The following is a 25,893-nucleotide window of genomic DNA, read 5'->3' on the forward strand; positions in this document are numbered from 1 at the left end:
TAGAGAAGTCTCTTTTAAAAACATCTACTAAAGCCAATATTACAAATATTAAATTTCGAATAAAAATAATCATGTATCAGCGCTTTCTTTTTTATCAAGGTGTGGAAACAATGTCGATAATATCTTAGCTTATTTGAGTATTTTTGTTTTGATTAAGAGGGATAGACTATGTATATAATATTTGATACGGAAACGACGGGCTTACCGAAGCGTTGGGATGCGCCGATTACAGATACAGATAATTGGCCGCGTTGTGTGCAAATTGCTTGGCAATTGCATGATGAATTGGGTAATCTAGTTGAACATCAAGATTATCTTATTAAGCCAGATGGCTTTGACATCCCTTTTGATTCGGAGAAAATTCATGGTATCTCGACGGCTTTAGCTACGGAGAATGGAGTTCCATTGCAAGACGTACTTGTCAAGTTTAATGAGGCGCTTGCTAAAGCGAAGTTTGTTGTCGGCCAAAATATTGGATTTGATATCAATATCATGGGCTGTGAGTTCTATCGTTATCAGGTTGAATCACCCATGGCCTCTATGGCTGTACTTGATACGTGTACGGAGGTTACTGCAAATTTGTTGAAACTTCCTGGAGGTAGAGGGGGAAGATATAAATTGCCGAATCTTACCGAGCTTCACTCTTATCTGTTTGGTGTTCCTTTTGCTGAAGCGCATAATGCAACAGCCGATGTGGAGGCGACGACACGCTGTTTCTTTGAATTGGTACGGCAGGATGTTTTTACCGCTGAGGAGCTACAGGTTGATACGGGGTATTTCATAGAATTCAAGAAACAGAACCCAGAACCAATAGCCACTGTTGGGCTTCAACATACGAATCTAAAGGCTGCTTCGGATGCTATTCGCCAACGTGATCAAGGAGATAAAAAGATAGTTGTTGATCAGGAGGCGTTAGAGGCATTGAAGAATGCGCCTTTTGCGCATCTGCATAATCATTCTCAGTTTTCGGTGCTTCAGTCAACGATCTCTATCGGGGATTTGGTAGCAGCGGCGGCAAAACATAATATGCCTGCGGTAGCAATGACGGATCACGGGAATATGATGGGGGCTTTTCATTTTGTGAGCAAAGTGCTTGGGCATAATAAAGAAGTCGAAGCAAAGCAGAAGGAGGAGATTGAAGCTGGACAGGAACCGACAGGACAGCTGATTAAACCTATTGTGGGGTGTGAATTTTTTGTTTGTGAGGACCGCAAGGATAAGTCTAGAAAGGACAATGGCTATCAAATCGTGTTTTTAGCGAAAAATAAAAAAGGATATCACAATTTAGCAAAAATGGCTTCGGCAGCCTATACTGAGGGCTTCTATTATGTGCCTCGGATCGATAAGAGCATTGTCGAGAAGTATAAAGACGACTTAATTGTGCTTTCGGGTAATCTTCAGGGCGAGGTACCCAGTAAAGTATTAAACATTGGTGAAAATCAGGCGGAGGAAGCTTTGGTGTGGTGGAAAGAGCTGTTTGGAGATGATTTTTACATCGAAGTGATGCGACATGGGCAGGAAGATGAAGATAGGGTGAATGAAACCCTGATCCGACTGGCAAAGAAACATCAGGTAAAATTAGTCGCAACTAATAATACGTACTACGTAAATAAGGCCGATGCGCATGCCCATGATATCTTGTTGTGCGTAAAAGATGGAGAAAAGCTTTCGACCCCAAAAGGAAGGGGAAGAGGTTTCCGTTTTGGTATGCCTAATCAGGAGTATTATTTTAAATCTTCTGAAGAAATGAAGAAAGCTTTTGGTAACCTGCCTGAGGCTATTTTGACTATTCAGGAGATTTTGGATAAGGTCGAGATCTTTTCGCTTAATAGGGACGTACTCCTTCCTAAGTTTGAGATTCCCGAAGAATTTCAACATGCTGAAGATGATTTGGATGGTGGGAAGCGGGGGGAAAATGCCTATTTGAGGCATCTTACGTATGTGGGAGCGAGAAAGCGTTATAAGGAGATAGATGATTTGATTACGGAACGATTGGATTTCGAACTCGAAACCATTGAGCGTACCGGATATCCTGGGTATTTTTTGATTGTACAAGACTTTATAGCTGCTGCACGTGATATGGGGGTCTCTGTTGGGCCTGGACGTGGTTCAGCAGCAGGTTCTGCTGTAGCGTACTGCCTAGGTATTACTAACCTTGATCCGATTCAGTATGACTTGCTCTTTGAGCGTTTTTTGAATCCGGATCGGGTATCCATGCCAGATATTGATATCGACTTTGATGATGAGGGGCGTGGTCGCGTAATGCAATATGTAATAGACAAGTATGGCGCATCTCAGGTAGCACAGATTATTACGTATGGTACTATGGCGGCCAAATCTTCTATAAAGGATACGGCGCGTGTGTTGGATTTGCCTTTGTCAGACGCGAACGAAATAGCGAAGTTAATCCCGAACTTGAAGCTGAGCAAGATTTTCAATCTGGAAGAAAAAGCGCTCAAGGAGGTGCTTCGCTCAGAAGAGTTGGATGCAGTGAATCGCTTAAAATCTTTGGCAGATGGGGCTGGGCTTGAGGCCGAGACAATCAAGCAAGCGCGTGTGTTGGAAGGATCTATGCGTAATACAGGAATTCATGCCTGTGGTGTGATTATTACGCCCGATGATATTACGAATTTTGTGCCGGTATCATTGGCAAAGGACTCCGACTTGTATGTTACTCAGTTTGATAACTCGGTGGTTGAGAGTGCGGGGTTGCTTAAGATGGACTTTTTGGGTCTTAAGACGCTGACTCTTATTAAGGACACGGTTGCAAACGTCAAACTGAGACACGGTATTGAGTTGGACCCGGATGAGTTTCCTATTGACGATGAGATCACTTACGAACTATTCCAACGCGGAGAGACTATTGGGGTTTTCCAATATGAATCTCCTGGAATGCAGAAGTATATGAAAGAACTGAAGCCTACGGTTTTTGCGGATTTGATCGCTATGAACGCATTGTATAGACCGGGGCCGATGGAGTATATTCCTTCTTTCATTAAACGAAAGCATGGTATTGAACCTATTGTTTATGATTTGGATGCGTGTGAAGAATATCTGCAAGAGACTTATGGTATTACGGTCTATCAGGAACAGGTCATGCTTTTGTCGCAAAAGCTTGCTGGATTCTCTAAAGGTGACGCTGACGTTTTGCGCAAAGCAATGGGTAAGAAGCAGAAGGCTGTGTTGGATAAAATGAAACCTAAGTTTGTAGAACAGGCTGTAGAGAAAGGTCATAATGCTAAGGTCCTAGAAAAAATATGGACGGACTGGGAAGCTTTTGCAAGTTATGCTTTCAACAAGTCCCATTCGACCTGTTATGCTTGGGTAGCTTATCAGACCGCTTATCTAAAAGCACATTATCCGGCAGAGTATATGGCTGCGGTACTGTCGAATAACATGAATGATATTAAGCAGGTCACTTTCTTTATGGAGGAATGTAAGCGAATGGGGCTTGCGGTATTGGGGCCTGATGTGAATGAATCTCACTACAAGTTTACGGTGAATGAGCAAGGAGCGATCCGGTTTGGTATTGGTGCGGTGAAGGGAGTTGGTGCAGGAGCGGTAGATACCATTGTGGAGACGCGTAGCGAAGGATTGTATAAATCTATATTTGATTTTGCTAAGCGTATTGATTTGCGCTCAGCTAATAAGAAGGCCTTTGAAAGTTTGGTATATGCTGGTGGTTTTGACAGCTTTACGGATACGCATCGAGCTCAGTATTTTTATAAGGATGGGGATAATACAACTGGGATTGAAAAAGCCATAAAGTTTGCGCAGCGCTTTAAGGAAAATGAGCACTCGGCTCAGGCTAGTCTTTTTGGTGGTGGAGCAGCAGCTGAATTGCCAGAGCCTGTTTTGGCACCTTGTCCTCCTTGGGGCTTAATCGAAAAGTTAAAATATGAACGGGATGTTATTGGTATATATTTGACAAGTCACCCGTTAGATAACTATAAGTTTGAGATTAAGCACTTTTGTGCGAATACAGTTCGAGATTTGCAGCTGATCAATAAGGTAAAAGCCTCGGAAGTAGAAGAGGAAGTGCTTCTTGAATTTAATCGCATCAAAAATAAAGAAGCTGTTGTCGGTGGTATTATTGCAAATGCGGCACATCGTGTTTCCAAAAATGGTAAACCTTTTGGTTCGTTTGTAATCGAAGATTATTCGGATTCTTATGAAATTGCTGTTTTTGGAGAAGATTATGTCAAATTTAAAGGATATCTCCAGGACGGTTATTTTGTACAAATCCGAGGGTTAGTGCAAGAACGTTTTAAGCAGGTCGGAAACTGGGGCTTTGAAATCAAGAACATACAATTGCTCTCTGATTTAAGAGAAAAGCTGGCTAAGAGCTTTACTATACAGATTGCTTTGCAGCAGTTGAATGAAGAGGTGGTGAAGCTGATCAATGAGCTGGTACATGCTTCAGTCGAAGAGGGAGAGGTTGCCAATTGTAGCTTGAAGTTTAAGGTAATGGATGTACAGGAAAATATTGCTGTAGAGATGCCAGCCAAAACTATAAAGATTAAAGTGACTAACGAATTGATCGATGAGTTGGAGAATAAAGGAATCCGATATCAATTAAATTGATAGGGTATAGATATTTATTACAATACGATTAGACTACAATTGTGGGCAATTGATTATATTTGTGTTAAATTATAAAAAGAGGATATTATTATGGCATTAGAAATTACAGATAGCAACTTTGAGGAGCTTGTTTTGAAATCCGATAAACCTGTATTGATCGATTTTTGGGCAGAATGGTGTGGTCCTTGTCGCATGGTAGGTCCGGTAGTGGATGAGATTGCAAAAGAATATGATGGTAAAGCTGTTGTTGGCAAGGTGAACGTTGATAACAACCCTGAGATATCAGTACGTTTTGGTATTAGAAATATTCCTGCATTGTTATATTTCAAAAATGGTGAGATCGTTGATAAACAAGTAGGTGCAGTTCCTAAATCGGTATTGACTGAAAAATTGGAAAAGCAATTGTAAAATTTTCTTTTTGGAAACTACATAGAAAAGCATTCAGTAATGAATGCTTTTTTTTGTACACTGTTTTTGTTTCTTAACCTATATTAAGTTCTAGTAAGTCCGTTGCATGTATCTTTGTTATATAAATTAAAGGAGACTGTAAAGATGAAAACTGTTGAACATATTTTTAATCCCAAACCAGCACATTTTGTTGGAGATGGATTTAGAGTGCACAATTTTATACCGAGTTACGTGCCGATGACAAGGATGAGTCCTTTTATTATGTTGGATTATAACTCTATATATAATTTTCCAGCTAGCGACATTCCGAAGGGGGTGGGTGTACATCCTCACCGTGGGTTTGAGACCGTAACAATTGCCTATAAAGGTAGAGTAGAGCATGGTGACAGTTCTGGTGGTGGTGGGATTATTGGAGAAGGGGATGTACAATGGATGACTGCAGCATCTGGTGTGTTGCATAAGGAATTTCATGAGACGGAATGGAGTAAACAGGGAGGTGATTTTCAGATGGTGCAGTTGTGGGTAAATCTTCCTGCAAGACATAAGATGGATCCGCCTAAATACCAAGCCTTGATACATGGAGATATCCCTACTTATGCATTAGAAGATAACGAAGGGATTATCGAGGTGATTGCTGGAGAGTATAATGGGATACAGGGAGGAGCTTCGACTTTCACACCATTACATTTAATGAATGCTAAGTTGAATAAGGGGGCGGTCGCAACATTTGATTTCCCCGCGCATTACAATACAGCCTTATTGGTTATTCAGGGAAATGTTATAGTAAACGATACTTTTAAAGCTGGAACAGACAAAATGGTACTATTCTATAACGATGGAGATCAATTTACTGTGGAAGCTGAAGACGATGTGATAGTATTGATTATGAGTGGAGAGCCGATTAATGAGCCGATTGCGACGTATGGCCCCTTTGTGATGAATACTAAAGAAGAGATACAACAAGCGTTTGAAGACTTTAATACAGGTAAGTTTGGAGAATTGGTATAAATAAAAAAGAGCGGTATTACCGCTCTTTTTTATTTTACTTTATACATTTCTTCGCGTTGGGCTTTTACAACATCGGAGTTTATGTATTCGTCATAAGTCATTAACTTGTCTATGATTCCATTCGGAGTGAGTTCTATGATGCGATTTGCAACAGTCTCTGTTAACTCGTGATCTCGTGATGTGAATAACATAGAACCTTTGAAGTCTTTCATGCCGTTGTTGAGTGCTGTAATGGACTCTAGATCTAAGTGGTTGGTTGGTTCATCAAAGATCAAGAAGTTTGCTCCTTGTAGCATCATCTTTGAAAACATACAGCGCATCTTTTCTCCTCCAGACAATACCGATACTTTTTTCATTACCTCTTCGCCAGAAAAGAGCATTTTCCCCAAGAAACCACGGATGAACTGCTCGTCGGCATCGGGGTTAGTGGTGTAGTTTCTTAACCAGTCTACTAAATTTTCTGAGCTTCCGTCAAAGTAAGAAGAGTTGTCCATAGGCATATCTGCAGGCGTAATGGTAATGCCCCATTTGATGTCTCCTTGGTAATCTTTGTCGCGTCCGGCAATGATGTCATAAAAAGCTGAAGTAATCAAGGAGTTGGCTCCCAGTACAGCGATTTTGTCGCCTTTGTTGATCATGAAGGTGATGTCTTTGAAGAAGACTTCTCCATTCACTGTTTTGCTCAGCCCTTCTACATGTAATGTTTGGTCTCCTGGTTCTCTGTTCATGGTGTTGAACATGATAGCAGGATATTTACGGTTAGAAGGCTGGATTTCATCGATGTTGATTTTATCCAAGGCTTTCTTACGGGAAGTCGCTTGTTTGGACTTTGAAGCATTGGCCGAGAACCGACGGATGAACTCCTGAAGTTCTTTGACCTTTTCTTCAGTTTTCTTATTCTGATCGGTGCGTTGTTTTAATGCTAGCTGTGAAGATTCATACCAGAAGGAATAATTTCCAGTATAAATGGTCATCTTACCAAAATCTATATCTACTGTATGTGTACATACAGCGTCCAAGAAGTGACGGTCATGGGATACCACTAACACGATAGCTTCATAGGAAGCCAAAAAGTCCTCTAGCCAAGCAATGGTATTGATGTCCAGGTCGTTTGTAGGCTCATCAAGAATCAGGATATCTGGTTTTCCAAATAAGGCTTGCGCCAATAAGACACGTACCTTTTGATTACCATCTATTTCCGAAACCAGTTTATAGTGGAACTCTTCTTTGATGCCTAAACTGCTCAATAAGTTAGCCGCATTGGATTCTGCGTTCCATCCATCCATTTCAGCAAATAAGCTTTCTAGTTCGCCAGCACGCTCGCCATCTGCGTCAGAGAAGTCTTCTTTCATGTAGATAGCGTCTTTCTCCTTCATGATTTTGTAGAGTTCCTGGTTTCCCATCATTACAGTCTCTAGTACCGTAAACTCGTCAAAAGCGTAGTGATCTTGACTTAGGACTGACATTCTATCTCCAGGAGTAAAAGAAACAGAACCGCTTGTCTGATCGACTTCTCCAGAGATGATCTTCAAAAAAGTTGATTTACCTGCTCCATTAGCACCAATAATGCCGTAACAGTTTCCAGGAGTGAATTTTAAATTGACATCCTCGAATAGCACACGTTTGCCAAAGCGAAGAGATAGATTGGATACATTAATCATGGCGCAAAGATAAGGTTTATTTATTTACACCATGTTATTTTATCCCAAATTCCGTTGTGATATTTCGTTTGAACTCTATTACTTCAGGTGCTATTTTAAAGCCCTGTCCTCCGAATGCTTTATTGTAGGTGTCGATCCGTTCGCCACTTGTGTAACCATTTGTATTGCTAGCGGATCCGTCGTTCGATAAAAAGAGCAGTTCTCCTAGTTTGACGTTTGCTCTATTGGCCAGTTTGTTTGCCGATTTTAAAGCATCATCGTAGGCGATTAGATCTGCTTCGCGCAATAGGCTGTCTGCCTTGGAATGGTTAAATTGAATTTGTGAAATGCTGCTTATTTTTGTTTCTAATAGTTTGGCCGTAAGCTCGCTGAATTTGTTGAGGTCGTGAAGAACGAAGTCGACTGTTTGCTCCGCCTGAAACCCTACAAACTTATACGTGCTGCCTACATATTGATAATCTTTATTTGCAGAGATGCTGCTTGTTTTAATATCTTCATTTTTCTTTCCGAACTTTTCTAAAATATGCATGACGGTGTCAACTGTCGCTTGTGTTTCTCGAACAGCTTCCGCCATTTTAGGTTTAGAAAAACTGGCATTGATTGTTAGGGTCACTTGATCTGGCATGACCCGGATCTTGCCTTCCCCGCCAACACGAATGCGGTTTTTGCTTTCTGAGTTTCCGTTCCCACAAGAAAATAGTGTGGCGGTACTAAGAGCCAATGCTCCTAAAAATAAGGATGAGGTGAACTTGCTAGTCATAAAGTTTTATAATAGGAGATGAAATTACATGTTCTTTTCCATAAGTGTTACTTAAAAAAAACGTCTTTTTTTTGTCTCACCTTACCGGGAAATCTTTCTGCATACTGCAATACCAAAGCATTCATATAGTAGTTACTTATACATTTGTCCTGTTCAGAGATCATATCAGCAGGATTGTTTATTTGAGTATCTGCATGAAAGAATCCGAATGCGTGAAGTCGGTCGTCTGAAAAATATATGTATGACTTTTCTTCTAGATTTCTTCCTTGGTCAAGAATGATGAAGGAATTTCGATTGTTATTCACATATTCCAACGCTGTATCTACCATCTCGTTATATGCTGTAACTGATAAAAGACTCGTGTAATCTATGCTGGATTTAAGCTCAGGTCTAATGGTATAGAAGGAGCACAGCTTGTTGTTCAGACCAAAGTCGGTTATCAGTTTTAATAACATATGGTTTGCTTCGGTGGCTCGTTCAAAATACTGTATTGCTTTGGCTTCCTTATTGAAAGTCGATACTAAAAGCCTTTTATAGCCTTTTTGATCTTCATATTCAAAGAGACCGTATTTAGGTTCGAATTTTTTCAACGCTTTATTATGTATAGGCCAATGCTCTTTGATCATTTTGCACTCCATTAAAAGTGCCATCAACTCTGTTCCACTTTCTTCAAAGTCGATGCTGAAGATATCATTGATAAAGGTTTGCCTTTTTTGAGAAGTATTATTGCCGCTAAAATGGCTCAATACTCTCTTTTTTAGGTTAATTGCTTTTCCTATATAAATTATTTTGTTGCTTTTGTTTCTAAAGAGGTATATTCCAGGTGATTCGGGAAGATTGAGAAAGTCTTCTTGGTTGATATGTGTGGGCAATTGTTGCTCTTTTGTTTTCTTCAGTGTGGTCGTAATCACTGCGTCATGGTCATTTTGTAATAACCTTTCAAATAGGATAACGGTCGCTTCCGCATCTCCCATGGCACGATGGCGTTGGTAAATAGGAATTCCTAGATTTTGACAGAGCTTACCCAGGCTGTAAGAAGCGAGATTTGGAAATATCTTCCGAGCTAGGCGTACCGTGCAAAGTTTTTGTGATTTCCAATCATAACCTGCTTTTTTAAGTTCTTTGCTGAGAAATGAATAATCAAAATTAACATTGTGGGCTACAAAAATCCGTTTGTGGAGTAACGCATGTACTTTCTTGGCTATCTGTTTGAACGTTGGTGCATCTTCTACCATTTCATTACTAATCCCGGTTAGGGATTGTATGTGAAATGGGATGGGGGTGTCTGGATTGATTAGTGATTGAAATTTATCCACAACGTGTTGTCCATTATGTATAATAATAGCGATTTCTGTCATGCCATTATCTCCTGCATAAGATCCTGTGGTCTCAATATCCACGATTGCATATTCCATGTTTCAAAAATACTAATAATGTTAGCTGTTTGTTTAGGTATTATTTATTAATTTTAGCGCTATGAAAAGATTTACTACTTTATTGATTGCTATTTGTCTGTCTATTATGGCTGTACAAGCTCAAGGAAAAAAAAGTGTTTTCCATACGTTGCCTGTTCATGGCAAATATTTTGATACTCCAGAGCAATTTCATCGTGTAGATACCGCAAGATACCGCAATATGCCAAAGAATGTCAAAAATCTGTACACGAATAGTGCGGGGATGTTTGTGACTTTTAGATCTAATACTACGGAGCTGTATGCCAAATGGTGTGTTACCGATAGAAAGGTAGGACTTAATCTGACTGCTATTGCGAATAAGGGTCTTGATGTATATATTAAAAATGAAAAAGGGAAGTGGCAGTATGGGGGGGCTAAAGGAACCGTTAAAACTTGTGAAGAAACACTTGTCTTGGAAAATCTCGACTCAGAGGAAAAAGAGTTTTTAGTCTATCTGCCTCTATATGATGAGACCAAGTCTTTGGAAATCGGGATACATGAAGGCGCGAGTTTTCAGCCTTTGGCTAACCCTTTCAAGAAAAATATAGTCATATACGGATCGAGTATTGTGCATGGAGCCTCTGCGAGTAGGCCAGGTATGGCTTACCCCGCGATATTGTCGAGACGTACAGGTTTTAATTTTATAAATTTTGGAATTAGTGGTAATGCACGAATGGAGAAAGAAGTGGTACATATGTTAGCGGATGCAGACCCGGATATGTTTATTCTCGATTGCGTTCCTAATTCTTCACCTGAACAGGTGACAGATAGGACCTCTTATATCGTTACTTATTTACGGGAAAAGCATCCTAATACGCCAATTGTTATGATTCCATCTGTTGTAAGAGAGCTCAGTTACTTTAATCAAAGTTGGAAGACAAGAAATCAATTGCAAAATGAGAACTGGAAAGCAGAGTACAATAAGTTGATCACCAATGGAATTACAGGACTGTATTATTTGGACATTGATAATCTATTGGGTGATGACCATGAAGCGACTACAGATGGTACACACCCCAGCGATTTGGGGTTTATGCGTATGGTTGAAGTTATAGAACCATTTGTTCTCGATGTTTTGAAAAAACATGGAATACAATAGATTACAAAAAAAGGCTTAACATCTGTTAAGCCTTTTTTGTAATCTATTGTCCTTCTTTTCGACCAGGGTATGCTTCAAGAGCTTTCTCTAGGCATACAAGAGCTTTTTTGAGATCTTCTTGATTCAGAACATAAGCCAAGCGAACCTCATTCAATCCAAAACCGATAGTACTGTAGAATCCGGTGGCTGGTGCCATCATAACGGTTTCATTTTCATAGGAGAAGCTTTCTAATATCCATTGGCAGAACTTGTCCGCATTGTCTATCGGTAGTCTAGCTACTACGTAGAAAGCTCCTCCGGGATTAGGGCAGAATACGCCTTTGATTTGGTTTAATCCTTTTACCAGGGTGTCTCTGCGGGCTGTATATTCTTTCGAGACAGCTTCAAAGTAAGCGTCTGGTGTATCTACTGCTGCCTCGCCTGCAATCTGACCTTCTAAAGATGGGCTAAGGCGGGCTTGGGCAAACTTTAGTGCTGTTTGGTATAATTCTTTGTTTTTTGTTATCAAACATCCTATACGGGCACCACAAGCAGAGTATCGTTTAGAAACGGTGTCAAAAACGACGACATTGTTTTCTAGACCTTCTAGATGCATAGGGGAAATGAATTCTCGTCCATCGTAGCAGAACTCTCTATATGCCTCATCGGAAAATAGATACAAATCATATTTTAGGCAAAGCTCGCGCAGTGCTTCCAGTTCCTCGCGCGAGTAAAGATAGCCTGTAGGATTGTTGGGATTACATATAGCAATCGCTTTTGTTTTTTCTGTGATTAATTTTTCAAAGTCAGCGATGGATGGCAGAGCAAATCCGTTTTCTATATGAGACATGATCGGTTTAATGACAATGTCAGACGAACAAGCAAACCCGTTATAGTTTGCGTAAAATGGTTCGGGTATAATAACTTCTTCACCAGGATTTAGACAGGCCTGCATAGCGATAGTAATAGCCTCTGATCCACCATTGGTCACCAAGATATCTGTTGGTTCTATATTGTAGTTGAGTTTATTATAATAGCTGGCTAGCTTTGTTCTGTAGGAAGCTGTTCCTTCTGATGGAGTGTATGCCCATACTTTAAAATCAATATTTTTTAAGGCATTAAGCATGACCTCTGGTGTTTGGATATCCGGTTGACCGATATTCAAATGATATATTTTTTTTCCTTCTTTCTTTGCTTGATCTGCAAATGGGGTAAGTTTTCTTATTGGAGAGGCTGGCATATCCATGCCTTTTTGTGATATCTTTGGCATAATAACTAAAAGTTTTATTTAAAATGGTGAACAAAGATACGAAAAGCGTACTTATAAAAAAGCCGTATTAGTTATAACTAATACGGCTTTCTTTTTATGCTTTATTTTTATTCTACGTTTCCTTTTACGGTCAACGTTTTTACTGGAGTTTTCGTGTTAGATTTTACCGTAAATGATTTTGTAAAAGGACCTTTCGTTGCTGCATTATAAGTTACTTTGATCTTGCCAGAGTCGCCTGGTTTTATTGGTGCTTTAGAAAAATCAGCAACAGAACAACCACAAGATGGAGCTACTTCCGAAACGATGATTGGAGCATCACCTACATTGGTGAACGCAAATTCGAAGCTAGCCGGCTTGTTAAAAGGTATTGTTCCAAAATCGTGAGTTTCTTTCTCGAATTTGAATTCGCCCACCGCGACTGCCATCGCCGATAACGAAATGAAAGCGATTAATACGGTTGCTATACTTAATAACTTTTTCATGTTTTATCTAATTATATCGTTTTGTTCTAATCAATGTGCTCAATAGATATGCCAAATGTAGTTTTTTATCTTAACATATTTTAACTGTCCTATTAAACAACAATATTTTTACAATTAATGCTAATTGTGATATTGGACTTTAATTGTTGGGTATGGTTTAAATGATTCCTTCTTTCAGTAAATCTTGGATATGTATGATACCCGCATAACTTCCCTGTTTCGTAACTAATAATTGCGAGATGTTATTCTCTCTCATTTTGTGTAAGGCATTTGCCGCAAGTTCTTCGGCTTCGATTTCTTTTGGTTTTTTAGACATGATGTCGATAGCTTTCAATCGAGATATATCGTCATGTTTCTCGAGCATTCTTCTGATGTCACCATCCGTTATAATGCCTACAATTTGTCCATCGTTAATGACTGCTGTCGCCCCTAGGCGATGTTTCGTTATGGTTATGATGAGCTGCTTTATTGAATCGTCCGTATGGACACTTGGTTGGGACTTAAGGTTGGCTACATCACCAACTTTAAGATATAGTTGTTTGCCTAAGGCGCCTCCTGGATGATATTTTGCAAAATCTCTGTCTGTAAACTCCCTTGCTGTCTGTAGACAGACGGCTAATGCATCTCCCATCGCCAGTTGGGCTGTTGTGCTAGTCGTTGGTGCAAGGTTGTTGGGACATGCTTCTCTATCAACTGTTGTATCTAATATATAATCTGCTTGTTCGGCAAGGTAGGAGTTCATATTTCCTACAATGGCTACGAGTTTATTGTTGGTCTGTTTCAGAAAAGGAATTAAGACCTTGATCTCTGGTGTATTCCCGCTTTTTGAGATAGCGATGATAAGGTCATCTTGCTGGATAATGCCAAGGTCGCCATGTATCGCATCAGCAGCGTGCATAAAGATGGAGGGTGTGCCTGTGGAATTGAGCGTTGCAACTATTTTTTGAGCAATAATGGCGCTTTTTCCAATTCCAGTCAGAATTACTCTGCCTTTGAGGTTTAAGATGAGCTGTATGAGTTCAACAAAATCATCGTTAATTCTAGAAGCTAAATTTAGCAAGGCTTTAGCTTCTAGTTCGAGGACTTGGACAGCCTCTTTTTTTATTTCTGAATTGCTTTTCACGGAAAATATGCCTATTTTTATAATACAATTCACAAAAATAGGTTATTTAAATTTTAGATAGGTAGGCCTACCTATTTAATTTTGTAGCTGCGCAGATGGAAATAGAAAAATCTTTGTACGACAATCTCCAGGAGTTCTTCGGGTTTGATGCTTTTAAAGGGGACCAAGAGGCAATTATTACTAACATTTTAAATAAAAAAGACACCTTTGTCATCATGCCTACGGGAGGTGGCAAGTCGATATGTTATCAGTTGCCGGCATTAATGAGTGCTGGTACAGCAATTGTTATTTCTCCACTAATAGCTTTGATGAAGAATCAAGTGGATCAGCTTAGAGCATTTGGAGGTACAGATAGTATCGCTCATTTTCTGAATTCTTCCCTGACCAAAGGAGAGATCACGAAAGTTAAGGCGGATGTTACTGAAGGGAAAACGAAATTGCTTTATGTCGCTCCGGAATCCCTGTCGAAAGAGGATAATGTGCAGTTTCTGAAAAATATCAAAGTATCTTTTGTCGCTGTAGATGAAGCACATTGTATTTCAGAATGGGGACACGACTTCAGACCCGAATATCGTAAGATAAGATTAATCATAAATGGTATTGGAGAGAATATTCCTATTATCGCCTTGACGGCTACAGCAACTCCAAAAGTACAATCGGATATTCGAAAAAACCTCCAAATGAACGATGCCACATTGTTCAAATCTTCTTTTAATCGATCGAATTTATTTTATGAGGTGCGTTCAAAAAAGAACGTGGTCAAGGAGATTGTTAAGTTTATCAAAGGAAATGGAGGGAAAACGGGTATCATATATTGTCTTAGCCGTAAGAAGGTTGAAGAGATTGCTGAAGTTTTGAATATCAATGGGATCAAAGCATTACCGTATCACGCAGGTTTAGATGCTAAAACCCGGGCGGACACACAGGATAAGTTTTTGATGGAAGATGTCGAGGTCATTGTAGCAACGATAGCTTTTGGTATGGGAATTGACAAACCTGATGTCCGTTATGTAATCCACCATGATATACCCAAATCGATGGAGGGCTACTATCAGGAAACGGGACGGGCAGGACGTGATGGAGGAGAAGGCGTTTGTATTTCGTTCTATTCCAAGAAGGATGTCGAAAAGCTGACTAAGTTTATGAAGGATAAGCCCGTTTCTGAACGAGAAATTGGAACACAAATTCTTAAAGAGGTTATAGATTATTCGGAATCATCTGTCTGTAGACGTAAGCAGATTTTACACTATTTTGGTGAAAAATTTGACGAAACGGGGTGTAATAATATGTGTGACAATTGTCGGGCTCAGAAGACGTATTTCGATGCGGAAACAGATTTGGTGAAAATATTGAATTTTATTAAAGAAGAGGGAGACAAATTTGATGACCATCATTTGATAAATGTATTTTTAGGACAGAATAATCAACCTGTTTCTTCGTATAAACATGATGAGCACGAACTTTTCGGTACGGGGAAAGATCAAGGAGTAAATTATTGGAATTCTCTGATAAGACAGGCCGAATTAGCCAGTTTTGTTAAAAAGGATATCGATCATTATGGTTTGCTTACGCTAACCGAAGATGGGAGGCGCTACTTGAGTAATCCGTATGCGCTGAAGTTTATTTTGAATAGACCTATGGAGGCGGCAGATGATGATGGATCGGAGGAGCCTAAGCAAGCATCAGGAGTATTGGATACAGACTTGCTCGTGATGTTAAAAGACTTGCGTAAGAAAATTGCAAAGCAGAAATCACTACCTCCTTTTGTTGTCTTCCAAGATCCATCTTTGGAGGAAATGTGTGCACATTATCCAGTAACGATGGATGAAATGAAGCAAATTCATGGGGTGGGCGCAGGAAAGGCTTTGAAATTTGGCTCTCCTTTCGTGGAGCTGATTAAGAATTATGTGGAAGAAAAAGGTATTGATAGACCTCAAGACCTTATCGTAAAAAGTACAGCTAATAGATCTGCATTAAAAGTCAGTATTATTCAAAATATAGATCGTAAAATCGGTTTAGAAGATATCGCTTCATCGAAGGGAATTAGTTATGAGGATTTACTGAAGGAAGTGGAGTCTATTGTATATTCAGGGACAAAATTGAATATCGGTTATTTTGTCGATGAAATGATTGATCAGGACAGGCAGGATGAGGTATATGATTATTTCAAAACCGCTGAAGTTGATTCTATAAAGAATGCACTTTCTGAATTGGGAGAGGAAGATTATTCCTACGAAGATATCCAATTGATGCGTATTAAGTTTATATCGGAATTAGGTAATTAACATAATAAGATGATTAATAAATATTTGCCTCAAATTAAGAATGGTAATTCCAAACAATTCTTTTTGATGGCGGGGCCATGTGCTATTGAAGGAGAAGATATAGCTCTTCGTATTGCAGAAAAAATAGTAAATATAACTGACTCGCTAAATATTCCTTTTGTTTTTAAAGGTTCTTATAGAAAGGCTAATCGATCTAGAATAGATTCTTTTACTGGAATAGGGGATGAGAAGGCGCTTAAAATATTGGAGAAAGTGGGGCGTGAATTTGGGGTGCCTACGGTGACGGATATTCATGAAAGCCATGAAGCGGCTATGGCAGCAGCATATGTCGATATTTTACAGATTCCTGCATTTTTATGTCGTCAAACCGAGTTGCTGGCGGCAGCAGCCGAGACGGGTAGGGTTGTTAATATAAAGAAAGGACAGTTTCTTTCTGCGGAATCGATGGCGTTTGCTGTAGACAAGGTAAAAGATGCAGGAAACGAAAAGGTCATTCTGACGGACCGTGGAAACTCCTTCGGTTATCAAGACTTAATTGTGGACTTTAGGGGAATTCCTATGATGCGCTCATTCCAAGTTCCTACGGTGATGGATTGTACACACTCCTTGCAACAGCCTAATCAGACTAGTGGGGTAACGGGAGGGAAGCCTGCCTTGATAGAGACTATTGCTAAGGCTGCAATTGCGGTTGGAGCAGATGGTCTCTTTATTGAAACCCATCCTGATCCTGCCAACGCAAAATCGGATGGAGCGAATATGTTGCATTTGGATTTGTTAGAGGGCTTGATGCAAAAATTGACAAGAATACGTGAAGCTATTATTTAAAAGCAAATAAAAACTTTTTTTTTCAAACGACAAAGGCGCTTAAGAAAGCGCCTTTGTCGTTTGAAAAGACTAGTAGTGGTATTATTTCAAATAATCTTATAGGTTTGTGCTAAAAAATACCTTTATTTACAGAAATAAATGACAATTATAACACGACTAGACCTTATTGATGGAACAGCTTATTTCTACAGTCTCTAGCTATGTATGGAGCGATTTTTTTATTTATTTCTGTTTACTTATAGGACTGTATTTTTCAATACGAACAGGTTTCTTACAGGTTCGCTATCTCAAGGATATGGTGAATTTGTTGTTTAAGAAAAAGAAATCTAATGAGGGCATATCTTCTTTTCAGGCATTTGCTCTTGCTATTTCGGGACGGGTGGGCACTGGTAATATTGTGGGAGTGGCTACAGCTATATTTATGGGAGGTCCGGGTGCGATTTTTTGGATGTGGGCAATTGCGTTCTTAGGTTCAGCTTCCGCTTTTGTTGAATCTACTTTAGCCCAGGTGTATAAACAAAAGGAAGGAGATGAGTTTAGAGGAGGACCAGCATATTATATAGAGAAGGGGCTGGGAGTAAAGTGGTATGCTGTTTTATTTGCTGTAATAACCATTGTGAGTACAGGTTTTTTGTTGCCTGGGGTGCAGAGTAATGCAATCAATAGTACGATTACAAATGCATTTGACTATTCGAATAGTGTGATCTCTTTAGGAGGTACTGATTGGACGATTAGCTGGGTAGGAATCGCTGTGGTTTTGCTTTTGACACTTATTATTGTAGGGGGAGTAAAGCGCTTGGGACAAGCCTCTGAGTTTCTCGTTCCTTTTATGGCAGGTGCCTATATATTGATGGCTTTGATTATCATAGGAATGAATTTTACGCAGATTCCAGCAATGTTTAAGCTGATATTTAGTTCGGCATTTAGCATGGATGCTACTTTTGGCGGCGTTGTGGGGATGGCTATAGCTTGGGGGGTAAAGCGTGGAATTTATTCGAATGAAGCTGGGCAAGGAACGGCTCCCCATGCTGCAGCTGCGGCTGATGTCAGTCATCCAGCGCAACAGGGATTGGTTCAAGCTTTTTCGGTATATGTAGATACTTTATTTGTCTGTACAGCTACTGCTTTGATGATTCTATTTACAGGTATGTATAATGTTGCTGAGTCCTTCGATCAGTCTGGACATGCTGTCGTATTGTTGAAGGAAAACTTGCCGGGAGTTGCTGCGGAAGGTTTTACTCAAGCCGCTGTTTCTCACCATTTTCCTGGTTTTGGAAATCAATTTGTAGCTATAGCATTGTTTTTCTTTGCTTTTACGACTATTATGGCTTATTATTATTACGCAGAGACTAATGTGGCATACATAATTAAGGGGAGAAATAAGAAAGGTGTTATTTGGTTATTGCGTGTTGTGTTCTTATTTTCTACTTATTTTGGTACTATAAAAACAGCAAAACTTGCTTGGGATTTAGGTGATATCGGTGTAGGATTAATGGCTTGGGTGAATTTAATAGCTATAGTACTAATGAGTAAAACGGCGATGAAGGTATGGAAGGATTACTTGGAAAAGAGGAAGAAGGGTATTGATGAGCCAGAGTTTAATCCAAAAGAGCTGGGAATAAAAAACGCAGAGTTTTGGGAAAGATAAAAAAAATGGGCTGAAGGTTTTTCAGTCCATTTTTTAGTTTTAAGACCTTTATGAACCACCAATACAGGTCGTAGCAAATATCAATACAAATGCTACGAATAGTAGCAATAAGAAAGTAGTATATGATAGCTTTCTCATAGTGTTAAGTTTAATTGTAATGTTTTATTAACATTACAAACAATGTGCCACTAAGTTGGATAGACAAGAGTTGAACATTGAAAATGTGGCTTATGAATTGTAGTTTTGTAGCCAAATAAAAAAGGATAATGGATAAAGAAGAGTGTAAAGCGACTAAAGCGTGGGCATTATTGCCGTTGATAGCATTTGTATTAGTTTATTTTTCGATCTCCATCTATCTTCAGGATTTTTATGCCTTGCCTGTTCTTGTTGTTTTTATTCTCTGTCTGTTCATAGCCTTTCTTCAATATCCTAAAAAGCGGTTTTCCGATAAGCTCAAGCATTTTTCTATTGGTTCTGGCGATGAGAATATATTAGTAATGATTTTGATCTTTCTGTTGGCAGGTGCGTTCGGAGGTCTTTCCAATGCAATTGGTGCTATCTCTTCCACGGTGAACTTTGCCATAACTTATATTTCACCTCGTTTTATCATTACTGGTGTTTTTTTGATTTCTTGTTTTATCTCTGTTTCTCTAGGTACATCTGTAGGAACTATAGTCGCATTAGCTCCAATTGCGGTGGGTTTTGAAGAACATATTCCTGGAATAATGCCTTTGGCGTTAGCTGCTGTTGTAGGGGGAGCAATGTTTGGTGATAATTTGTCCTTTATTTCGGATACCACTATTGCTGCCACACGAACCCAAAATGTCGGAATGCGCGATAAATTTAAAGTGAACTTTGGGGTCGTGTTTCCGGTGGCGGTATTAGTTGCGGTGATTTATTACTTTCTTGGAGCTCAGTTTGAACAACATATCCATACTTTGGAGGTGCAGGATTATGAATTGATTAAGATTGTTCCTTATTTCGTAGTCTTTGCTTTAGCTTTATTGGGGCTCCAGGTTATCTGGACATTAGGGATTGGAATATTGGTAGCGTTGTTTGTGGGAATATGGACTAATGAAGTTACTCTTTTAGAAAGTGTTTCTAGTATTAATACAGGGTTGGCAAGTATGTTTGAACTCAGTCTGCTGTGTTTAATTATAGGTGGCGTTGTTGGAATAATACGTTTTAACGGTGGTATTGATTATTTATTGAACACTGTTCTTCGGCGGATAAAATCGCCGAAAAGTGCAGAGTTAGGAATTGCTACATTAACAGCCATGGTGAATCTTGCACTCGCCAATAATACTATCACTATTGTTATTGTAGGACCTTTAGCTAAAGAGATTGGTGATAAATTCTCTTTGGATCCTAAGCGAGTGGCGAGTATTTTGGATACTACTTCTTGTTTTGTACAAGGAATTATTCCTTATGGAGCTCAGATTTTAGCCGCCTTAGCTGCTGCTGCTGTTTTAGAACAGGGCACAGGAAATGCAGGACTCTCTCCTTTCGAGTTGATACAATATTTATATTACCCGTTTTTGACCGGGTTAGCAACATTATTGTTCATATTTTTTTCTAGAACTAAAATGAATGTTAAGACCTAAATAATAAAAAAGGGGAACTTTGAAAAGCTCCCCTTTTTTATTATTTAGGTGTCTAGAAACATATTAATGTTTAAAATGTCTCACGCCTGTTGTTACCATAGCTATGCCTTTTTCATTGGCCATGTCTATTGATAGTTGATCTTTGATGGAGCCCCCTGGTTGTAATACTGCTGCGATTCCAGCTTCCGAAGCAATCTCTACGCAATCAGGGAAAGGGAAGAAAGCATCAGATGCCATGGAAGAACCCTTTAGGTCAAACCCAAAAGCATTAGCTTTTTCAATAGCTTGTTTTAACGCATCAACGCGTGATGTTTGACCTACTCCTGAGGAGATCAGTGTGCCATTTTTTGCAAATACAATGGTGTTGGACTTGGTGTGTTTTACAATTTTATTAGCAAAGAACAAATCTTCTAATTGTTCCGATGTAGGAGCGGTATTGGTCACCGTGGTCATTTGTGACGGACCTTCTACGGTGTTGTCTTTGTCTTGTAAAATTACTCCATTTAATAGAGTCTTGAATTGCTGGCTTGGCAACTTAATATCTTTACGACGTAGAATGATTCTGTTTTTCTTTTCAGTAAGGGTGCTGATAGCCTCTTCTGTATAATCTGGTGCAATTAATACTTCAAAGAATAAATTGTTGATTTCTTTTGCAGTATCGGCATCCACGGTGCCGTTTGTGATTAATACGCCTCCGAAAGCAGATACAGGATCGCAAGCTAGCGCATCTATCCAAGCTTGTTTTACAGTTGGACGAGAAGCTACACCACAGGCATTCGTATGTTTTAATATGGCGAAGGTAGTCTCTTGGAATTCATCTACAATAGCAACAGCTGCATCGACATCTACTAGATTGTTGTAAGAGAGTTCTTTGCCATTTAGTTTATCAAACATAGCTTCCAAGTTACCGAAAAAGATACCTTTTTGGTGCGGGTTTTCTCCATAACGTAGCACCTGTGCTTGTTGTTCAGATTGCTTGAAAACCTCTAGTGGTTCAGTTTGATTGAAATAATTGAATATTGCTGTGTCGTAGTGCGAAGATGTATTGAACGCACGTTTAGCAAACGATTTACGTTGTTCTAAGCTGGTTGTTCCTTCTTGATTAGCCAGTATTTCTTCCAGTTCTTTGTAGTCATTTTTAGAGGATATAATAACTACATCGTTGAAGTTTTTCGCTGCTGCACGGATTAAAGAGATACCGCCGATATCGATTTTTTCGATGATATCTTCGTCAGATGCTCCAGAAGCTACTGTTTCTTCAAACGGATAGAGATCCACGATGACCAAGTCAATCTCTGGAATTTCAAATTGTTCCAATTGCTTTTTGTCATCTTCTAATGGACGACGAGACAAAATACCTCCAAATATTTTAGGATGTAAAGTCTTAACACGACCGCCAAGAATGGAAGGGTAGCTTGTTAAATCTTCAACACGCTCTACGTCAACTCCTAAATCACGGATAAAAGCTTCCGTACCGCCTGTAGAGTAGAAAGTAACTCCGTATTTGTTTAAAAGTTGGATAAGAGGTGCAAGGTTGTCTTTGTAATAAACAGAGACTAATGCGTTTTTGATCTTAACAGGATGATTCATTGTTTTTTTTCTGAAAGTGTCAGTCTTTCCATCATCTCGAATGTGTTGTGCACGAGAGGAACGGAAAGATTTAATTTAAAGTTGCAAAGGTACAAAATTAAGTGTTTAATCCCTATGCTTGTGAAGTAATTAAAGGAGAAAAAGAAATAAGCACTATATGACTATAGGCAAGGAAGGAGAAGGTGATTAAGGAGCGCTCAATTACTGAAAATAAGCGCTCCTTAAGCTGTAGTTTAATTGTATTTTTTGATTAGTCCTTCTAGGACTTTAGGGTAGTGCAAATGCTCTAACTGTTGGCCGTTGAACTTTAATATTTCTAAGGTGTCTCCCTTTTCGACACGGAATCTTCCTTGATATATAATTTCCCCGTCGTCAAAGTTTTCATTGACGAAATGTATGGTTATGCCATGTTCCTCATCTCCAGCTGCTAATACCGCTTTATGTACGCGGTCTCCATACATTCCTTTTCCTCCATGCTTGGGCAAAAGGCTTGGATGGATATTAATGATTTTGTTTGGAAAGGCGTTTAATAAATTTTGAGGCACAAGCCAAAGGAATCCAGCTAGAACGACTAAGTCTATTTCTAGTCTTTTTAGTAAAGAAACAATTTCATCTGTTTGATAAAAGTCATGCCTATCAAAAACGTGTGATGGAATTTCAAAATTATCGGCCCGTTGTAAAACATAGGCTTCTGGATTGTTACTTAATACTAAAGCGACTTCCGCATCATCAGAGTACTTAAAATGTTCCATTATCTTTTGTGCATTGGAACCTGAACCCGAAGCAAAAATTGCTATTCTTTTTTTCATGGAATAAATTGTTCTTTAACGTATTGATGCAGTTATCTGTGTAAATATCCCAAACTTAACTAAAAATCTTGGTATTTGCGGTATTGTGTCGAAAAAATGAGTTTGTCATCGTCAGCACTTGATCGTATTACTTAGATTCTATAACGGTATTCAATATTTTTCGGCTTATTTCATCAACAGACAGTGCTGAATTAGCTAAGACTATAATCGCTGATTTGGTATCCGGAACTATCGCAATAAATGTTGAGCTTCCGCCGGTTCCACCATTGTGCCAGTATTGTACCACATCGTTTACCATATTCATATGCCAAGCCAAGCCTATATCGGTAGAAGGAGGAAGATAGTAGGTGAATTGTCTGGTAAGGGCAAGTGCTTGTTCCAATGGGGCCTCTGGCATCTTGAACTGAATTTGAATAAATCGAAGCATATCTGCTATTGTCGATTTTAGCCCACCTGCACCGACAAATGCCTGCCATTGCCATACAGGGACTTCTGTCCCTGTAGCGCTGTAGACTTTAGTAATCTGTTGTGTTTTAGGATTTACTTTTTCTAAAGTATTGGATAGGCTTAGTGGAGTCGTTATAATATCAGCGACACATTGGGTGTAAGACTTTTTCGAAATAATAGAAATAAGCTCGCCCAATAAGGCGAACCCCGTATTGCTGTATTCGAATCTATCACCAGAGATGACGTCTAGATGTATGTTTTTTAAATAAGAAAATAGCTCTTTACGGCTATACTGTGCGTAGGGATCTGATGCCGAAAATTTAGTGGATTTCTCCAGATTGTCGGGCAACCTGGGTAATCCTGAAGTATGGTTGGCTAATTGTTTAAAAGTTATTTGTTGTAGATATTGATTTTGAGCAACGGAATCGGGCAAGTACTTCGAGATTGTATCCTCTAGTGTTATTATGTTTTTGTCTACTAAGTCCGCTAGAAGTGTCGCTGTAAATATTTTGGTGATTGAGCCTAATTCAAATAAGGTGTTTTCTTTTGGTAAAGAAAGTGAATCACCTTTGACAGTCTCTCCATAATAGAACGTGTTTGTTTTTCCGTTGTGGATTACGCCGACTGCTAGCGCTTGTGCATTTTTCTGTTGTATATAGGTCCGTGCTACAGAGTCGATATACTCGTCAAGAGCATTGTTTTTCTGCACAACGGACTTTATGTTTTCCTTTTTTTCTGTACTGATCTCTTGGTCTTTGATTTCAAATAAATCGAAATGAAAAGTACTGTCTGTTTTTAAGTATAAGGAGGCTTTCTTTTTGTCTAACGTTATGTTGTACCCTGCTACGCCTTGATGGTATGTTGCAGGAATCGCCTCTTTTATTTGTCCGAAATTATAAAAGTACTGTAATGCCATTGCTAAGCTTTGGGGCGAAATGTTTTTTTGAAAGTTAGGCGTGGCCATCGCATATATAGAATCGGTCTGTTGGGTGTTGAAAAAATACTCTATCCTATTGTAGACTTGTCTGTTGCTTATTTCAGCTGTTGATTGGCTCCAAGCATTGGTACTATAGCATAGTATAATTAATAGATATAAGACATATTTGATCATGCTACAAAGCTACGAAATCAACGAGTTATAATCCAATTGTTTGTTTTAGACGTGCGTATCCTGATTTGCTTATATTCACTTTATCGCCATTTAAGAGTATTCCCCTATAGCTTTCTTTTTCCATAGGTTCAATTTTAGCAAGTTGATCCACTTTAATAATAAAAGATCGGTGCACACGAACGAATTGTTTGGAATCCAGTTGTTTTTCAAAAGAAGACATGGTTTTGTTCTTGAGAAACATTCCTTCTTTGGTGTGAATTTTCACATAGTCATCGTATGCTTCCAGATATATTACTTGCTGTACAGGGATCAATTTGATTTGTGTTCCATTTTTAACAACAATGCGCTCGAGAATTTCTTCTTCGACTTCTTCTTGGAGGTTCTTGATGGTTTTTTGCGTCTGTGCTGTTCCATGTGCATTTCTGAATTTTTGTAGCGCTAATTTAAATCTATCCTCTGATATAGGTTTTAGAAGATAGTCAACGGCCGACTTTTCAAATGCCTTGATGGCAAATTCTTCAAAGGCAGTAGTAAATATAATATGTGGTAACTCATCCAATATCTCTAACATTTCGAAGCCTGTGAGTTTAGGCATCTGAATATCTAGAAAAACCAGGTCTGGTCGATGTTGTTGGATTGCTTTTGCACCCTCAAATCCATCCCCGCATTCGGCGATAACTTGTATGTCACCTTCATTCTGTAGATATCCCTGGATGATCATGCGAGCGAGTGGCTCGTCATCGATAATAATTGCTTTAATCATGTTGAGGTATTTTTATAATTGCTGTGAATTTATTTTCTGTCTTTCTAACACTTAATAAATCGGTTCGTCCGTAGATTAGAAAGAGCCGACGTTGTATACTGGTCAGACCGAAGCCTGTGCCTTTTGCGTTGTAAAATTGGTCCGAATCGTAGGGGTTGGTGATTTCAATAGTCAACATATGCAACTCCAGACTGATGTTTGTCTCGATGAGTACGTCTCCCGTGACGTTGTAGAGGCCATGTTTGATTGCATTTTCCATTAGAGGTTGGACAATCATGCTCGGCACTTTGGCCGATAGAACTTCTTCAGGATAGTTGAAAGTGGTGTTGAGACGATGGCCAAATCTGACTTTTTCGATTTCAAGGTAAAGTTCCAGATGTTTGATTTCATCGGCTAATTGTATTAATTGTTTATCGTCTTTTCGTAAGGTCCCTCTTAAGAAATCGGATAATTGAAACGTCATTTTTTTTGCCAAGTCTGGTTTTACTGTAATCAGTGCGATTATAGAATTTAAACTGTTGAATAAGAAATGGGGTTGGAGTTGCTGCCTTAGGTTATAGAGTTCGGCGTCTCGTACGAGTTTCTCAGATTCTTCCTTTCGCTTTTTGTTCTCCTTATATTCTTCCTGTATGTTCCAAAAAATATTGATGATCATGACGCACACAAGCAGTAGAAAGTTGATGATAAATCGATAAGGTAAGCGTTCGTAAAAATGATTGATAGAGGTGCTGTCAAAAAAACGAGTGAGTGAAAAAATCGAAATACCTAAACTCAATATTGTTAAAAGAATACATATTATAGTAATTTTTAGGTATTGATTTTTTTTGGGCATATAAAACTGCATAGAGCTAAATATAAGGTAACAGCAGGCTGTTATTGCTAAGGCTCCAATTGCTGGTTCCATTGGATTTACTTTAAGTGGATGAAACTCCCACCATAGTAGAAAGTAAGAGACTAGAAAATATAGAACAAATATGGTCCAT

Annotated in this window: 19 protein-coding genes; 8 read left to right on the forward strand and 11 right to left on the reverse strand. The window is 39.0% G+C overall.

Features of this window, described 5'->3' with window-relative positions; translation table 11 throughout:
- Positions 1-168: 168 nt before the first annotated feature.
- From dnaE to M472_RS32710, 3 genes are all read left to right on the forward strand, one after another.
- On the forward strand, positions 169-4,584 hold the full coding sequence (gene dnaE, locus M472_RS32700) for a DNA polymerase III subunit alpha (protein WP_021070118.1): 4,416 nt from the start codon (positions 169-171) through the stop codon (positions 4,582-4,584).
- Between the two features lie 90 nt (positions 4,585-4,674).
- A complete protein-coding gene (gene trxA, locus M472_RS32705) occupies positions 4,675-4,992 on the forward strand; it encodes a thioredoxin (protein WP_021070119.1) in 318 nt (105 codons plus the stop codon).
- A gap of 144 nt (positions 4,993-5,136) precedes the next feature.
- Entirely contained in the window at positions 5,137-6,000 is an 864-nt protein-coding gene (locus tag M472_RS32710) for a pirin family protein (RefSeq protein WP_021070120.1), read from the forward strand.
- Between the two features lie 29 nt (positions 6,001-6,029).
- Here the strand turns inward: M472_RS32710 and M472_RS32715 are convergent, their stop codons facing one another.
- The 3 genes from M472_RS32715 to M472_RS32725 are packed head-to-tail and all read right to left on the reverse strand — an operon-like array spanning position 6,030 to position 9,836.
- Positions 6,030-7,661 (reverse strand): ABC-F family ATP-binding cassette domain-containing protein, encoded by a 1,632-nt coding sequence (locus M472_RS32715; RefSeq protein WP_021070121.1) that lies wholly within the window; start codon positions 7,659-7,661, stop codon positions 6,030-6,032.
- A 34-nt stretch (positions 7,662-7,695) separates the two neighbouring features.
- Complete coding sequence (locus tag M472_RS32720) at positions 7,696-8,421, reverse strand: SIMPL domain-containing protein (protein ID WP_021070122.1); 726 nt, start codon at positions 8,419-8,421, stop codon at positions 7,696-7,698.
- Positions 8,422-8,468: 47 nt separating this feature from the next.
- Positions 8,469-9,836, reverse strand: a complete 1,368-nt coding sequence (locus M472_RS32725) for an exonuclease domain-containing protein (RefSeq protein ID WP_021070123.1) — start codon at positions 9,834-9,836, stop codon at positions 8,469-8,471.
- A 61-nt stretch (positions 9,837-9,897) separates the two neighbouring features.
- Between M472_RS32725 and M472_RS32730 the strand changes: the two genes are divergently transcribed.
- A complete protein-coding gene (locus M472_RS32730) occupies positions 9,898-10,974 on the forward strand; it encodes an SGNH/GDSL hydrolase family protein (protein ID WP_021070124.1) in 1,077 nt (358 codons plus the stop codon).
- Between the two features lie 43 nt (positions 10,975-11,017).
- Here the strand turns inward: M472_RS32730 and M472_RS32735 are convergent, their stop codons facing one another.
- The 3 genes from M472_RS32735 to M472_RS32745 form a co-directional block, all read right to left on the reverse strand.
- Positions 11,018-12,223, reverse strand: a complete 1,206-nt coding sequence (locus M472_RS32735) for a pyridoxal phosphate-dependent aminotransferase (RefSeq protein WP_021070125.1) — start codon at positions 12,221-12,223, stop codon at positions 11,018-11,020.
- Between the two features lie 107 nt (positions 12,224-12,330).
- A complete protein-coding gene (locus M472_RS32740; RefSeq protein WP_021070126.1) occupies positions 12,331-12,705 on the reverse strand; it encodes a DUF1573 domain-containing protein in 375 nt (124 codons plus the stop codon).
- Between the two features lie 157 nt (positions 12,706-12,862).
- On the reverse strand, positions 12,863-13,828 hold the full coding sequence (locus tag M472_RS32745; protein WP_021070127.1) for a KpsF/GutQ family sugar-phosphate isomerase: 966 nt from the start codon (positions 13,826-13,828) through the stop codon (positions 12,863-12,865).
- Positions 13,829-13,923: 95 nt separating this feature from the next.
- Here M472_RS32745 and recQ point away from each other — a divergent pair, with 95 nt between their 5' ends.
- The 4 genes from recQ (at position 13,924) to M472_RS32765 (ending at position 20,190) form a co-directional block, all read left to right on the forward strand.
- Positions 13,924-16,113: a DNA helicase RecQ gene (gene recQ, locus M472_RS32750; RefSeq protein WP_021070128.1), complete on the forward strand. Its 2,190-nt coding sequence runs from the start codon at positions 13,924-13,926 to the stop codon at positions 16,111-16,113.
- Between the two features lie 9 nt (positions 16,114-16,122).
- On the forward strand, positions 16,123-16,938 hold the full coding sequence (gene kdsA / locus M472_RS32755) for a 3-deoxy-8-phosphooctulonate synthase (RefSeq protein WP_021070129.1): 816 nt from the start codon (positions 16,123-16,125) through the stop codon (positions 16,936-16,938).
- A 169-nt stretch (positions 16,939-17,107) separates the two neighbouring features.
- A complete protein-coding gene (locus M472_RS32760; RefSeq protein WP_021070130.1) occupies positions 17,108-18,586 on the forward strand; it encodes an alanine/glycine:cation symporter family protein in 1,479 nt (492 codons plus the stop codon).
- A 266-nt stretch (positions 18,587-18,852) separates the two neighbouring features.
- Positions 18,853-20,190, forward strand: a complete 1,338-nt coding sequence (locus M472_RS32765; RefSeq protein WP_021070131.1) for a Na+/H+ antiporter NhaC family protein — start codon at positions 18,853-18,855, stop codon at positions 20,188-20,190.
- Between the two features lie 63 nt (positions 20,191-20,253).
- On the opposite strand, the gene purH is transcribed toward M472_RS32765, so the two are convergent.
- The 5 genes from purH to M472_RS45740 all read right to left on the reverse strand — a co-directional run bounded on the left by purH (position 20,254) and on the right by M472_RS45740 (position 25,565).
- A complete protein-coding gene (gene purH, locus M472_RS32770; RefSeq protein WP_021070132.1) occupies positions 20,254-21,780 on the reverse strand; it encodes a bifunctional phosphoribosylaminoimidazolecarboxamide formyltransferase/IMP cyclohydrolase in 1,527 nt (508 codons plus the stop codon).
- A 233-nt stretch (positions 21,781-22,013) separates the two neighbouring features.
- Entirely contained in the window at positions 22,014-22,589 is a 576-nt protein-coding gene (gene purN / locus M472_RS32775; RefSeq protein WP_021070133.1) for a phosphoribosylglycinamide formyltransferase, read from the reverse strand.
- 127 nt (positions 22,590-22,716) lie between these two features.
- Positions 22,717-24,147 carry a serine hydrolase domain-containing protein gene (locus tag M472_RS32780; RefSeq protein WP_021070134.1) on the reverse strand — a complete coding sequence of 477 codons (1,431 nt, stop codon included), beginning with the start codon at positions 24,145-24,147 and terminating at the stop codon, positions 22,717-22,719.
- A 25-nt stretch (positions 24,148-24,172) separates the two neighbouring features.
- Positions 24,173-24,910 (reverse strand): LytR/AlgR family response regulator transcription factor, encoded by a 738-nt coding sequence (locus M472_RS32785; protein WP_021070135.1) that lies wholly within the window; start codon positions 24,908-24,910, stop codon positions 24,173-24,175.
- A complete protein-coding gene (locus M472_RS45740; protein ID WP_235049496.1) occupies positions 24,903-25,565 on the reverse strand; it encodes a sensor histidine kinase in 663 nt (220 codons plus the stop codon). Before M472_RS45740 ends, M472_RS32785 begins: the two co-directional genes overlap by 8 nt.
- Between the last annotated feature and the right edge of the window lie 328 nt (positions 25,566-25,893).

The sequence above is a fragment of the Sphingobacterium paucimobilis HER1398 genome, assembly GCF_000416985.1.
Taxonomy (GTDB): domain Bacteria; phylum Bacteroidota; class Bacteroidia; order Sphingobacteriales; family Sphingobacteriaceae; genus Sphingobacterium; species Sphingobacterium paucimobilis.

What these genes read in the sequence shown, in the direction of transcription:
- dnaE (WP_021070118.1), top strand. Translation starts at nt 169, where the DNA reads ATGTATATAATATTTGATACGGAAACGACGGGCTTACCGAAGCGTTGG.
- M472_RS32715 (WP_021070121.1), bottom strand. Translation starts at nt 7,661, where the DNA reads ATGATTAATGTATCCAATCTATCTCTTCGCTTTGGCAAACGTGTGCTA.
- M472_RS32720 (WP_021070122.1), bottom strand. Translation starts at nt 8,421, where the DNA reads ATGACTAGCAAGTTCACCTCATCCTTATTTTTAGGAGCATTGGCTCTT.
- kdsA (WP_021070129.1), top strand. Translation starts at nt 16,123, where the DNA reads ATGATTAATAAATATTTGCCTCAAATTAAGAATGGTAATTCCAAACAA.
- M472_RS32760 (WP_021070130.1), top strand. Translation starts at nt 17,108, where the DNA reads ATGGAACAGCTTATTTCTACAGTCTCTAGCTATGTATGGAGCGATTTT.
- trxA (WP_021070119.1), top strand. Translation starts at nt 4,675, where the DNA reads ATGGCATTAGAAATTACAGATAGCAACTTTGAGGAGCTTGTTTTGAAA.
- purH (WP_021070132.1), bottom strand. Translation starts at nt 21,780, where the DNA reads ATGAATCATCCTGTTAAGATCAAAAACGCATTAGTCTCTGTTTATTAC.
- M472_RS32725 (WP_021070123.1), bottom strand. Translation starts at nt 9,836, where the DNA reads ATGGAATATGCAATCGTGGATATTGAGACCACAGGATCTTATGCAGGA.
- M472_RS32765 (WP_021070131.1), top strand. Translation starts at nt 18,853, where the DNA reads ATGGATAAAGAAGAGTGTAAAGCGACTAAAGCGTGGGCATTATTGCCG.
- M472_RS32785 (WP_021070135.1), bottom strand. Translation starts at nt 24,910, where the DNA reads ATGATTAAAGCAATTATTATCGATGACGAGCCACTCGCTCGCATGATC.
- M472_RS32730 (WP_021070124.1), top strand. Translation starts at nt 9,898, where the DNA reads ATGAAAAGATTTACTACTTTATTGATTGCTATTTGTCTGTCTATTATG.
- M472_RS32780 (WP_021070134.1), bottom strand. Translation starts at nt 24,147, where the DNA reads ATGATCAAATATGTCTTATATCTATTAATTATACTATGCTATAGTACC.
- M472_RS45740 (WP_235049496.1), bottom strand. Translation starts at nt 25,565, where the DNA reads ATGATCATCAATATTTTTTGGAACATACAGGAAGAATATAAGGAGAAC.
- recQ (WP_021070128.1), top strand. Translation starts at nt 13,924, where the DNA reads ATGGAAATAGAAAAATCTTTGTACGACAATCTCCAGGAGTTCTTCGGG.
- M472_RS32710 (WP_021070120.1), top strand. Translation starts at nt 5,137, where the DNA reads ATGAAAACTGTTGAACATATTTTTAATCCCAAACCAGCACATTTTGTT.
- M472_RS32740 (WP_021070126.1), bottom strand. Translation starts at nt 12,705, where the DNA reads ATGAAAAAGTTATTAAGTATAGCAACCGTATTAATCGCTTTCATTTCG.
- purN (WP_021070133.1), bottom strand. Translation starts at nt 22,589, where the DNA reads ATGAAAAAAAGAATAGCAATTTTTGCTTCGGGTTCAGGTTCCAATGCA.
- M472_RS32735 (WP_021070125.1), bottom strand. Translation starts at nt 12,223, where the DNA reads ATGCCAAAGATATCACAAAAAGGCATGGATATGCCAGCCTCTCCAATA.